The organism is candidate division WOR-3 bacterium (assembly GCA_039801365.1).
Lineage (GTDB): Bacteria > Hydrothermota > Tepidihabitantia > Tepidihabitantales > Tepidihabitantaceae > JBDRUN01.
Genome location: JBDRUN010000067.1, coordinates 3,622 through 15,437 on the forward strand (window position 1 = coordinate 3,622; position 11,816 = coordinate 15,437).

Annotated in this window: 14 protein-coding genes and 1 tRNA gene; 6 read left to right on the plus strand and 9 right to left on the minus strand. The window is 58.8% G+C overall.

What is annotated here, in order from left to right; genetic code table 11:
* From ABIL25_08345 to alr, 5 genes are all read right to left on the minus strand, one after another.
* A partial coding sequence (locus tag ABIL25_08345; GenBank protein ID MEO0082285.1) for a C25 family peptidase propeptide domain-containing protein occupies window positions 1-492 on the minus strand: 492 nt, incomplete at its 3' end.
* Between the two features lie 9 nt (window positions 493-501).
* Entirely contained in the window at window positions 502-933 is a 432-nt protein-coding gene (gene ndk / locus ABIL25_08350) for a nucleoside-diphosphate kinase (GenBank protein MEO0082286.1), read from the minus strand.
* A 27-nt stretch (window positions 934-960) separates the two neighbouring features.
* The gene (locus tag ABIL25_08355; GenBank protein MEO0082287.1) at window positions 961-1,533 is read right to left on the minus strand and encodes an FMN-binding protein; all 573 of its coding nucleotides are present in this window, start codon (window positions 1,531-1,533) and stop codon (window positions 961-963) included.
* A 21-nt stretch (window positions 1,534-1,554) separates the two neighbouring features.
* The gene (locus ABIL25_08360; GenBank protein MEO0082288.1) at window positions 1,555-1,863 is read right to left on the minus strand and encodes a DUF1844 domain-containing protein; all 309 of its coding nucleotides are present in this window, start codon (window positions 1,861-1,863) and stop codon (window positions 1,555-1,557) included.
* Window positions 1,850-3,022 carry an alanine racemase gene (gene alr, locus ABIL25_08365; protein MEO0082289.1) on the minus strand — a complete coding sequence of 391 codons (1,173 nt, stop codon included), beginning with the start codon at window positions 3,020-3,022 and terminating at the stop codon, window positions 1,850-1,852. The genes ABIL25_08360 and alr overlap by 14 nt, the downstream gene beginning before the upstream one ends.
* Before the next feature lie 92 nt (window positions 3,023-3,114).
* Here alr and ABIL25_08370 point away from each other — a divergent pair, with 92 nt between their 5' ends.
* Window positions 3,115-3,831, plus strand: coding sequence for a polyprenol monophosphomannose synthase (locus ABIL25_08370; GenBank protein MEO0082290.1), 717 nt, complete (start codon window positions 3,115-3,117; stop codon window positions 3,829-3,831).
* 58 nt (window positions 3,832-3,889) lie between these two features.
* Here the strand turns inward: ABIL25_08370 and ABIL25_08375 are convergent, their stop codons facing one another.
* Complete coding sequence (locus tag ABIL25_08375) at window positions 3,890-4,069, minus strand: hypothetical protein (GenBank protein ID MEO0082291.1); 180 nt, start codon at window positions 4,067-4,069, stop codon at window positions 3,890-3,892.
* Window positions 4,070-4,284: 215 nt separating this feature from the next.
* Here ABIL25_08375 and ABIL25_08380 point away from each other — a divergent pair, with 215 nt between their 5' ends.
* Window positions 4,285-6,123 carry a long-chain fatty acid--CoA ligase gene (locus tag ABIL25_08380; GenBank protein ID MEO0082292.1) on the plus strand — a complete coding sequence of 613 codons (1,839 nt, stop codon included), beginning with the start codon at window positions 4,285-4,287 and terminating at the stop codon, window positions 6,121-6,123.
* Between the two features lie 66 nt (window positions 6,124-6,189).
* Complete coding sequence (locus ABIL25_08385; GenBank protein MEO0082293.1) at window positions 6,190-6,927, plus strand: tetratricopeptide repeat protein; 738 nt, start codon at window positions 6,190-6,192, stop codon at window positions 6,925-6,927.
* A gap of 8 nt (window positions 6,928-6,935) precedes the next feature.
* Here the strand turns inward: ABIL25_08385 and ABIL25_08390 are convergent, their stop codons facing one another.
* From ABIL25_08390 to ABIL25_08400, 3 genes are all read right to left on the minus strand, one after another.
* Window positions 6,936-7,211: a hypothetical protein gene (locus ABIL25_08390; GenBank protein MEO0082294.1), complete on the minus strand. Its 276-nt coding sequence runs from the start codon at window positions 7,209-7,211 to the stop codon at window positions 6,936-6,938.
* A 61-nt stretch (window positions 7,212-7,272) separates the two neighbouring features.
* On the minus strand, window positions 7,273-8,232 hold the full coding sequence (locus ABIL25_08395; GenBank protein MEO0082295.1) for an NAD-dependent epimerase/dehydratase family protein: 960 nt from the start codon (window positions 8,230-8,232) through the stop codon (window positions 7,273-7,275).
* A gap of 4 nt (window positions 8,233-8,236) precedes the next feature.
* Window positions 8,237-9,073: a sugar phosphate isomerase/epimerase gene (locus tag ABIL25_08400; GenBank protein MEO0082296.1), complete on the minus strand. Its 837-nt coding sequence runs from the start codon at window positions 9,071-9,073 to the stop codon at window positions 8,237-8,239.
* 118 nt (window positions 9,074-9,191) lie between these two features.
* Here ABIL25_08400 and ABIL25_08405 point away from each other — a divergent pair.
* The 3 genes from ABIL25_08405 (at window position 9,192) to gyrA (ending at window position 11,808) form a co-directional block, all read left to right on the plus strand.
* A tRNA-Leu gene (locus ABIL25_08405) sits at window positions 9,192-9,273 on the plus strand.
* Window positions 9,274-9,456: 183 nt separating this feature from the next.
* Window positions 9,457-9,750 (plus strand): hypothetical protein, encoded by a 294-nt coding sequence (locus ABIL25_08410; protein ID MEO0082297.1) that lies wholly within the window; start codon window positions 9,457-9,459, stop codon window positions 9,748-9,750.
* Window positions 9,751-9,852: 102 nt separating this feature from the next.
* Window positions 9,853-11,808 (plus strand): DNA gyrase subunit A, encoded by a 1,956-nt coding sequence (gene gyrA, locus ABIL25_08415; GenBank protein ID MEO0082298.1) that lies wholly within the window; start codon window positions 9,853-9,855, stop codon window positions 11,806-11,808.
* Window positions 11,809-11,816 lie beyond the last annotated feature (8 nt).

The window sequence follows — 11,816 nt, forward strand, 5'->3', positions numbered from 1 at the left end:
CTTCATCTTTCGATATAGGGTCAGTTTTCCCTGGGCCGGGATGTACACAAGCGGGTGCAGGATAAAGCCGCAGATGCGGAATTCGGACTTGGTGCCGGTCCGGGACCACTGGACAAGCTCGGCCGGGTAAGGTTCTGAGCTTGAATAGGTCGCCGGGTCAGGCGGCACGAATGGCGGCTGGGTCCGGGATGATACCGGCACCGGGGTCTGGACCGGGTGAATCCGCCAGTTGCCGGGGATTTCTTCGGGTTCGAGCGGTGTCACCCGGATGTCGGTTACGGTCGCGGTTGCCGGTATCACCACGTTGAAGACCGCGGCCGGCATCATCGGCTTGCCCGGTTCCAGGGTGGTGATGAAGTCTGCCATCTGGACGACGTCATAGCCGTTGGCCTGCTCAATGCGCAGGTCCCGGGCGTCGAACCGGATGGTCCTTGTTATCGTGCCGGCCAGAGCCAGCAGCGGGATGAGAGCGAACAGAAGGGTCTTTTTCACACTACCTCCTCAGCTTGTTAGTTCCGGGAACATGAGTCTCAGTTCCCGTTCGGTGTCTTCTTCTGGATTTGATGCGTGGACCGCGTTTGTGCGCACCGATGTGCCAAAGTCGGCCCGGATTGTGCCAGGAGCAGCCCGGGCCGGGTCGGTAGCACCGATGAATTCCCGCAGTCGTTTGCGACAGCCCGGACCCTGGAGTGCAACCGCCACCACTGGACCAGAACTCATGAACTCGACGAGTCCGGGAAAGAAGTCTTTCCCTTTGTGAATGGCATAGAACTCCTCAGCCTCGGGCCGGGTCAGCCTGCGCATCTTCAGGCCGACAATGACAAAGCCGGCTTGTTCGAGCCGGCGCAGTATCTCGCCGGTTCGGTGCTGCTGCACCGCGTCCGGCTTTATGAGCAGGAGCGTTTTCTCCAAAGGCAGGGCGTGTCTGAACAAGAGATTCTAGATGCGGCAGCGGCAATGTCAATCACCTTTGAGTCGGGCCGGAACTACTTCCTTTGCGATGCGGTCAGCGATGCCGGTAACGCCGGCGATGATGGCACGTGAAGAAAGGGTGGCAAGTGATACGGCGTCAACATTTCCTTTTCCGCCGGGCCGGTAATGAGTGAGCCGGCCGGCTAGGCTGTCGCAGGCAAGTCTGAGATAGGCCGGGGTCTCGTCGTTGGCCAGGACCTGGAAGCTGAGTACGCGGGCAAGAGTGTCAAGGAAAACGCGGACCGGAACCGGTCCGGAGAATCCGGATTCGGTTGTACCGGCATGGTTGGATTCGGCCTGAAATCCAAGCAGGATACCACATGAGTCATAGATGCCGAGATAGGGGAAAGGATCGGTGAACTCCTTTGTTTGCACGGCCCCGGGGAACAGGCGGTCAATGGTTGGAAGGTCCGGGGCGACGAGCTTTGAGTGCGCGGTCGCGGATTCGGTTCCCGGTGAGGTCGGTGGAGCCGGAAGGGCCGGCTTGTTGCCGGCGGTGCCGCCGCAGCGAAGATAAACAGCGGTTCCGACGAGCAGTAGAAGCCGCTTGATACTCAGCATAGTTACTATCGTGCAGGCAACCTAGGCCGGGCCGGGTTCGGGCGGTTTGTCCGTCGTCTGTTCTTGCTCTTCTTCAGTCTTGACATAGGCCAGGCGCAGTTCGTAGAGCATTTCATCGAGGAGTCTTGATTCGTCCCCGGTCCTGTTTCCCTCGGTCTTTTGCTTGAGCATTTCCAGCGTGGCGATAGTGTGTCGAGCATACTTCAGGTTGACTTCGGGTTTGTCCTGACCCGGTGCTATGCCGCGGCCGAGATAGGTCAGGGTTGCGGCTGACAGACTCCAGATAAGGTCGGTAAGCGAGCTTCCAGTCGTAGCGTTATTCTTTTCCATGGTTGTTCAGAAGGTTCTTTACCATCGTGACCTGGCCGTTCCGGACGTACACCCGGGGAACGCGCGGGCTGACGCCGCAGATGATTTCGTAGGGAATGGTACCGGCCCAGTTTGCGACTTCGTTGGCCGTTATCGAACCGCCGGCGGCCGAGCCAAGCAGTGTCACAGTGTCGCCGATAGCGCAGTCTGGAATGTCAGTGACGTCAAGCATGGTCAGGTCCATGCAGACATTGCCAATGACCGGTGCCCGCTGGCCGGCCACAATCGCCTGCCCGCGGTTTGTCAGCGAGTAAGGATAACCGTCGCCGTAACCGGCGGTGATGACCGCAATGCGGGAGTCGCGACGCGTGAAGAATCGGCGGTCGTAACTGACCGAGGTTCCAGCTGGCATACTGCGCAGGTTGACGATTCTTGCACGCAGGCTCATCACCGGCAATAGCTCGAGGCTGGCGCTGCGCTGGCCGGTGTGGTAGCTCTCAGGCAGGATGCCGTAGATCAGAAGTCCGGGCCGGACCATGTCCAGGTGGGACTCAGGGACGTTCAGGAGTCCGGCCGAGTTGGCGGCGTGGCGGATGAGCGGGCCGAATCCTTTCTGCTCCAGTTCGGCGAGAAGGCGGAGATACTCGCCGACCTGGGTCTCAGTGAACAGAATGTCGGTATCAGCAGCCGGGAAGTGTGTGAACACGCCTTCAAGATGAAGCCCAGGCAAGGCAGCAACATCGGGAATGAAGCTGAAGGCTTCCTGGACCGATACGCCGGTGCGGCCCATGCCGGTGTCAACTTCAATGTGGACGCTGACCTCGGTGCGCCGGTGCAGTGCTTCCTTCGAGAGCAGGCGGGCAAACTCGCGCTCGGTGACTGAAGGTGTGAGCCGGTATTCAATGATTTCGGGAATCTCGGCGTAGGGAGCAGGTGAGAGTACGAGGATGGCATTCGTAATCCCGGTTTGGCGCAGACTGATTCCTTCTTCGACTCCGGCCACACCAAAGGCGTCCACTTTGCTGGCAAGTTCACGGGCAACTTCTCGAAGACCGTGACCGTACGCATCGGCTTTGACCGCGACCATGAGCCGGCGGCCCGGGGTGAATCGCTTCACCTGTTCCAGGTTGTGGTTGAGGGCGTCGAGGTTTATCTCAGCCCAGATGCGGCCGCAATCCACGCAGGGATATTAGGCTAGAACCTGCGGTTGTCAATCGGCCGTTTTCCCTCTGCTTCTGATTGACACTTCACAGTCAGTGAATATCATTGGCCGTGCCGCGCGGGCTTGTCATCTTACCGACCTATAACGAAGCGGACAACATCCGGCGCATCGTGCCGGCAATCCTTGCCCAGTCTTCCGAACTCGAGGTGTTGGTTGTGGACGATAATTCACCGGACGGAACCGGCGATTTGGTGGAGCAGATGACCCGGGACAATGCGAAGGTACACCTTCTGCGTCGGTCAGGTAAGCTGGGCCTGGGCACAGCGTACGTTGCCGGGTTCAAGTACGCGCTTGAACACGGCTACGATTACTGTTTTGAGATGGACGCGGATTTTTCTCATCCGCCCGAAAAGCTGCCCGAGATGATTGCGCTGCTTCAGGAGTACGACCTTGTCATCGGGTCGCGCTATTGTAACGGCGTGTCGGTGGTGAACTGGCCGATGAAGCGGCTGCTCCTGTCCTACGGCGCGTGCATGTATGCCCGGAAGGTGACCGGGTGTCCGATTCGAGACCTGACCGCAGGTTTCAAGGGCTACCGCCGGAGCACGCTTGAGGCAATTGACCTTGATTCCTTGAAGGAGGACGGGTACGGGTTTCAGATTGAGATTGACTTTGCCATCTGGCGCAAGGGACTGCGCATCAAGGAAACACCGATTGTCTTCACCGAGCGCCGGGCCGGCACCTCGAAGATGGACCGGCGCATTATCCGCCGGGCTTTCTTCCTTGTTATCTGGCTCCGTCTGAAGCGATTGTTTGGCCGGGCCTAGTTCTCAGTTTTCATCTGGCTACTGTTTTTGAATCGGAAAACTCTGGTCAGCAACCGGCTTAGGGTCGTTCTTCGATTTCAGCCATCGTGATGCCGAGCACGCGGTCCACCCGGAATCGGCCGATGACCTGGTCCTTACGGTAGATAACCCATTCGTTCTCTTCTCTTTCAAGGCGGTCGCCGTCGGCATAGGCGCTCCGCGGCGGGCTGGTATCGAGCAGGATGTCAAAGCGCTTCATGGCGGCCTCCGTTCAGACTGAGGGTGTCCGGTATCATGGGTAGTTTCGCTACCAAGGACAATAAGGGAAATTATCACGCGTGTCAACAAGCAGAGGCTGGTCTTGACTTGTCCGGCGAGCCGGCTATCTTGAGTCAGAGTTATCTGAAGTGCAAGGAATGATGCGACGACAGAGCTGCCGCATACGGTTAGGGTCCCAGGACGGCCGGGCTGGAAGTGTGGCAGGGTAGGGTGATGGCTGATACGGTCTATGAGTCGTTCCGCTTGGTTGCAGAACGGCACGCCGACCGGACGGCATTGCTGCACAAGGTCGGTACCGTTTATGAGGGCATCAGTTTTGCCGCCCTCGACCGGATGGTTGATGAGGTTGCTGCTGGTCTGGCGGAAAAGGGGGTCAGGCCGGGTACGAGAGTCGGTATCTATTCCTACAATCGGCCAGAATGGGTCGTGGCCGACCTGGCGGCAATGAAGCTGGGCGCAATCGTTGTTCCGGTTTACCACACGCTGCCGGCTGACAGCGTGCGATACATCCTGAACGATGCCGAGGTAAGTCATCTTGTTGTCGAGAAGCCGGAGTTTCTGGCCAATGTTGTGCAGGTCATGGCGGACGTTCCGAGTCTTAGGGAAATCATCACGTTGTTCGAGGACGCAGGCGCGCAGTACCAGATGCCGAGTGTCGAGAGTCGGGCCGGCAGGGAGATATTTTCGTTCGAGTCACTGCGCCGCACCGGCGCAATGGCACTGGTCAAGAACCCGGCGTCCGGTCAGCCGCATCAGTCCAGTCCGGACGACGTTGTGACAGTGGTCTATACCTCAGGCACGACCGGTGAACCCAAGGGTGCGATGCTGACCAATCGTAACATTCTGTCGAACGTCGAGGCGGCAATCAGCCGGTTCAGCATCAGTGAGCGCGACGTGCTTCTGTCTTTTCTGCCGCTCTGTCACATGTTCGAGCGCACCTGCGGATACTACTGTATGCTGCTGGCCGGTGCGACCGTGGCCTATGCTGAGTCGCTTGATACTGTCCGCCAGGACATCCAGCAAGTCAGACCGACCCTGCTGATTACCGTGCCCAGGGTGCTGGAGAAGGTTTACAACGCCGTGGCCGAGAAGGTCCGGACCGGGCCGGCGCTTTCCCGGATGATGATGATTGCGACCCTGCGGACCTATAACCGTTGTGCCCGACTGGCAGCAAAGCGCCAGCGACCTTCGTACTGGCTCGCGTTCAAGCGCTGGCTGTTCGGCCTTCTGGTTGTGCGTAAGCTAAAGAAGCTGGGCGGCGGCCGGATCCGGCTGATGGTTTCGGGTGGTGCACCGCTTGAACGCCGGCTGGCCCGTATCATCCGCAACCTTGGTTTCAATCTGCTTGAGGGTTATGGCCTTACCGAGACCGCACCGGTTGTGTGTGCGGCGGTACCGGGCGAGGAACGAGTCGGCACGGTTGGCAAGCCTTTTCCCGGGGTCGAGGTCAGAATCGGAAAGGATGGTGAAGTCCTTGTGCGCGGGCCGAACGTGATGAAGGGTTATCTGAACAAACCGGAGGAAACCGCAAAGGTCATTGACACAGAGGGCTGGTTTCACACTGGTGACCAGGGCCGGTTCGATGATTCGGGTAATCTTGTTATCTGCGGCCGGCTCAAGGAGCTTGTTGTCAATTCCTACGGCAAGAACATCGCACCGGTGCCAATCGAGCAGGCGTTGTGCAGTTCTGAGTATGTTGAGCAGGCGGTTGTCATCGGTGACCGGCGGCCGTACCTGACCGCACTCATCGTGCCGACGCGGCTCGCACTCGAGGACTATGCCCGCACCAAGGGCATCAAGTACGATAGTCTTACAGAACTTTTAGGTCATTCTGAGGTCAGGCGGCTGTTCGAGGAGGAAATCACCAAGGCGCTTGCCAACTTCGCACCGTACGAACAGGTCCGGGCGTTCCGGCTAGTCCCGGAGCCGTTCACGGTCGAGAACGGATTTCTGACCCCGACGCTGAAGACTCGAAGGGCCCGGATTGTGGAGGCTTTTCGTGATGAGATTAGCCGGATGTATGCGGAGCGCTGAGCCGGAAATGAGGGAGCACCGAGGGTGGTAGCTGGAATACCAGGCACGGAAGCGCGGAGCAGAAGGATGATCGGCGTGCTGACAGCGTTCTTACTCCTTCTGGTTTCGCGGGCATCGGCCGGCACGGCAGATTCGCTGTTCAACCGGGCCGCGTATCTTTTTTTCAACCGGCATCTGGGCCCGGGGTATCTTGACTCGGCATATGCGCTTGTTGCCAAGGGACGGCAACTCGAACCTGGGCACGAGCGCGGTCTGTACCTATGGTCGCGCGTTCATGTCCAGAAGGGCGATAACACCAAGGCCCAGGCCGAGAAGATTCGGCTCTATGAGCGTGCCCGTTCGATTGCCGAAACGCTAAAGGTCGTAAATCCGAGTAACCCGGATGGCTGGATGTGGTGGGCAGTTGCCCAGGGACGCATCGGTCAGACCAGGGGCGTGATGAACTCGCTGTTCATGGTTCCGTCATTGAGGACGAGCTTTCTTCGGGTGCTGGAGCTGGATTCAACTTACCCGACTGCGTACGATGCGCTTGGGGTGCTCTACTATGAGCTGCCCGGTATTGCGGGCGGCAACCTTGCCAAGTCCGAGGAGTACCTGCTCAGGGGATTGAAGCACGACCCGAACTACACTTTGCTCAGGCTCGACTTGGCCAAGGTTTACATCCGGCAGAAGAAGTGGCAACAGGCACGGGACCAGCTCAATCTGCTCTTGGCAACGGAGAATCCAACCTATCCGGCGGATTTCGTACTCGACGACCGGCCAGAGGCTTGCCGGCTTCTGGAACAGATCGGGGAGCGGAGGTAGCGTTCTTGTTACTGCCCGAGGCCGGGCACCTGGGTGGGTTCGGGCCGGGCAGCTTCTGTAGTCAGACCAGGGCTAGACTCGGCCGCATTTCTCCTGATTTCAGCTAGGGCATGCCGGATGATTCTGATTTTGGTCTCGGCTGATGTCCGACGGTTGATGATGAGATAGTAGGAATCGCGGAGCCGGCACAGCCCACCTTCACTTTGTAGGTCGTCATAATAGAGTTTCACGCCGAGTCCACGGCACTCCTGCTCAAGCCCAGCCAGTACTTCACTGGTTTTCATTTGTTTCCCGCTCCAAGTTTCTTGCGGAGTTAGTCCACTCCTTACGCATTAGCCTGTGTTTCTAGAGCCAGCCTTGGTCCTGGTACCATCGGAGCGTCAGTTCCAGACCGCGGCTAAGGTCATATTCCGGTTCGAAGCCGAGTTCCTGCTTTGCCTTGTCCGGACTGCAGACCCAGCATTCCTGGATAAGTTCTCTTGCTTTGTCGCGATTGAGAATCGAGCCTTCGCGGTTGAGCCATTCGCTGACCGCGGCCGCGGACCGGACCGCCCAGTCTGGGACTTTGAGTCTGACCGTCCGGCGGCCGAGCAACTGGCCAGCCAGCCGGCCAAGTTCGTCGTAGTCGTGGGCGCGGCCATCGGAGATAAAGTACACCGAGCCGGAGGCAACGTCGGCCTCGGCACCGATGAGTGCGGCCCTTACTGCATCCCGGACATAGACAACCGAGAAGGTGCCGCCGAAGTCCGGTCGCACCCCGATTTTGAGAATACGGATTAGCATGAGGCTGTCTTTGTCCCGCGGACCATAGACCGCAGGGAAGCGGAGTATCACCGAGTGCAGTCTTCCGGCCAGGCTGGCGAGTGCCTGCTCGGCCTTGAGTTTGCTCTGGCCGTACCGGCTGACCGGTGCAGGGTTTTCGGTTTCGGTTCTGGGCTGCTGCGGGCCTGAAGCCGGGCCGGCCGCAGCCGCGCTTGAGAAGAATACGAGCCCTTTGACTTTGGCTGAGATGCACGCCTCGGCCAGAAGCCGCGTGCCTTCGCAGTTTACTCGCTCGAAGTCTTCGGGGTTTTTGGGCCGCACGGTCGCAGCGGTGTGAAAGACCCAGTCGGCATCCTGGACTGCGGCAGCGAAAGTTTCCGGCTGGCGCATGTCGCCATAGGCAAAATCAAGGTCCATGCCTTCAAGCCAGACCAGGTCGCTTGTTTCGCGGACCAGAGCCCGCACGGCGTGACCGCGAGCCAGAAGCAGTTCGCACATGTGCGAACCGACAAAACCGTTTGCACCGGTCACGAGGGCATTCACGCGGTCACAGGTTCGGCGCTACTTTCCGGTTGAAGTAGTCAAGGCTTCGGAGCGCGGCTTCCTTTGGCCTGACCTCGAATACCAAAAGAGCGTCAGTGTTCAGGAGAAACCTGAAGATACGCAGGAAATCCATGCTTCCTTTGCCCAGAGCATGGTGTTCGTCCCGCACACCATTGTTGTCGTGGATGTGCGTATGATGGATGTGCTGACGGAAGCGCCGGAAGAACGCAAGTTCGTGCCGACGTTTGTTTGCAGGCAGGATGTTTGTGTGCCCGACGTCGTAGCAGAGGCCAAGGCTGCCGCCGAGCAGTTGCGGCAGAACCTTTGCCGCGGGTCCGTAGCGGAACCCACCGACGTTCTCAACGCACAGGCGGCTGCGGTCGCGGGCGTAGGCCTTGAGCTGGGTCAGGCCTTCGTGCATTGCCGACACGAAGTATTCCGGGAACTCTTCATGGGTGTAGCGGTTGCCGCCGTCTATGCCGTAGTGCATGTCGAACCCGAGGTGCATGACAACGTTTCTTGCACCAACGTCGGCCGCGTAGTCCAGAGTTTGCTTCAACTCGCTGACCGTGGCTTGAAAGGCGCGGCGGCTCGGAATGAAAAAAGACGGGCCTTCGAGTGCGTGGAACGCTAGTACTATCCCGTGGTCAAGGGCCAGGGCCGCAATCCGGCGCCTTTCACGCCGGCTGGCGAGTTGCTGGCCGAAGCGGATGTTGCCGAGGTTCAGTTCAAGCGCACCGAATCCGTGCCGGGATGCAAAGCGGATGGCATCGCCGATGTCTTTGAAGTCGAACAGAATTTGCAGGCCGAGGCGCGCACGGATACTGTCCAGAGGGTGCACGGCGAATTATAGGGTCGGTCGTTGTTCAGTCAAGGAATCGTCGGGCAGTAGGTGCGGGGGCATTGACACTTTTGACTTTGCCGGTATGCTTTGGGCCGTAGGAATGACAGGAGTGCATGCCGAGGTGGCGGAAATGGCAGACGCGCTAGCCTCAGGAGTTAGTGGGTAACTCCGTGGGGGTTCAAATCCCCCCCTCGGCATTTTCCCGCTTGGTCGGGGCAAGGTTGAGTGTCAAGTTGATATTGACATTGGCTGAGTTTCCGCTAGTCTCGTCGCGATGGCGCGGCATTCCGTGCCGAGAAAAAGGACTGGAAGAACCAGTCCGGCCGGCTGCCCACAGGAGAGCCGGCAACCCACAAGGAACCTAACCCAAAGGAGGTAGCATGCCAGCTAAGAAGGGTCTCGCCGCAATCAGAATCAAGGCGGACGCGAACCTGCAGGCCGTGTTTGGACCGAAGAAGGAACTGAAGCCAACCGAGCTGATGAAGGGTCTGATAGCATACGCCGATAAGAAGAAACTGCGCTTCAAGGGTCCGGGCAAGGGCCTGGCGGCAATGCGGGTGAAGACCGACCCGGCACTCAAGGCCATCTACGGCGCAAAGCCCGATATCAAGTGGTTCGAACTGATGAAGGGCCTCTGGGCCTACATCAACAAGAACAAGCTGCGCCAGGGCTAGGCAGTCCCGGTTCTTACCGGCGGGAGGGATCAAACCCTCCCGCCGCACTTTGCGCTGAGTCTTCGTTGACAGGTGAGTGTGACTGGATATAGTTGAGCGCCGATGGCAAATGACGGCAACATAGTCCCGGTCTATATCGAGGATGAGATGCGTCGGTCCTTTCTGGACTACGCAATGTCGGTGATCGTCGCCCGGGCAATTCCGGACGTGCGCGATGGTCTGAAGCCAGTCCAGCGCCGGATTCTTTTCACTATGCATGAGATGGGGCTAGGGCCGAATCGGCCATTCCGTAAGTCGGCCTCGGTCGTTGGTGACGTGCTTGGAAAGTACCATCCGCACGGCGACATCGCGGTTTACGACGCAATGGTGCGGATGGCTCAGGATTTCTCGCTGCGCTATCCGCTTGTCGCGGGCCAGGGCAACTTCGGTTCAATTGACGGCGACGCACCGGCCGCGTACCGCTATACCGAAGCACGGCTCGCACCGCTTGCCGTTGAGCTGCTGGGAGACCTGGATAAGGAAACGGTCGAGTTTCGACCGAACTTCGATGAGCGGCTCAAGGAGCCGGAGGTGCTGCCGGCCGCTTTCCCGAACTTGCTGGCTAACGGCGCGTCAGGTATTGCCGTCGGCATGGCGACCAATATCCCGCCGCATAATCTTGGTGAGGTGATTGATGCGCTGGTGGCGTTGATTGATGAGCCGAAGCTGGAACCGAAGGAGCTCCTGAAGTATGTCAAGGGCCCGGATTTTCCAACTGGCGCTACCGTCGTCGGCTTGTCCGGCATCAGGGAGGCATACGAGACCGGCCGGGGCAAACTTGTCCTGCGCGGCAAGGTGAAGTTCGAGGAGGTCAAGGCCGGCCGGGACCGGATGGTGATTACCGAGATTCCGTATCAGGTAAATAAGACTTCGTTGATTGAGCGCATCGCGCAACTGGTGCGGGAGAAGAAAATCCAGGGCGTCGCCGACCTGCGTGATGAGTCGGACCGGGACGGAATGAGAATCGTGCTGGACCTGAAGCGCGACACGCCAATGGAGCTGATTCTGAATCAGCTCTATAAGTATACCGATATGCAGTCCACGTTCGGGGTGATATTGCTTGCGCTTGTTAACGGCCAGCCGAAGGTGATGAATCTGAAGGAGATGCTTGAGAATTTCCTTGCCTTCCGGCTGGAGACGGTCACGCGCCGGACCAGGTTCGAGCTTGGCCGGGCCGAGGAGCGGGCTCACATTCTCGAGGGTCTGAAGATTGCGCTCAAGAATATTGACGCGGTCGTCGAGCTGATCAAGCAGTCAAAGGATACCGAGAGCGCACGGGCTGGTTTGGTGAAGAGATTCAAACTTAGCGAACGCCAGGCCGATGCGATTCTTGAGATGAAGCTTGCCCGGCTGACAAGTCTTGAGCGGACGAAGATTGACGAGGAGTACAAGACGCTGATTCAGGAAATCGCCCGGCTCAAGAGCTTGCTGGAATCCCGAGCGATGATGATGGGCCAGATCCGAACCGAACTGCTTGAGTTGAAAAAGAAGTACGCGGACGAACGGCGGACCGAAATTGTCCGAGGACAGGTCGAGGAGCTGTCAATCGAGGACCTGATTGAGGAAGAGGACATGGCGGTCACAGTCACTCATCGAGGCTATATCAAGCGGATGCCGGTGAGCGTTTATCGGCGCCAGGGCCGGGGCGGCCAGGGCCGCACCGGGGTTGCGGTCGCAGAGGAAGATTTTGTTGAGGGGCTGTTCATTGCTTCAACCCACGACTATATGATGTTCTTCACCGACCGGGGACGGTGCTACTGGCAGAAGGTCTATGAGCTGCCCGAGGGTTCGCATGCCTCGCGCGGCCGTTCGATTGCCAATCTGGTCGAGATGGATAAGAATGAGGTGCTGACGTCCTACGTTGCGGTGCGCGAGTTCAAGAAGGATCAGTACGTGTTCTTCGTTACCCGAAACGGCAAGGTGAAGCGGACCAGGCTCGAGGCGTTCGCCAATCCCCGGCGCAAGGGCATCATTGCGATGACCGTGGACGAGAAGGATGCGCTTATCGCGACACTTTGACTTCGGGC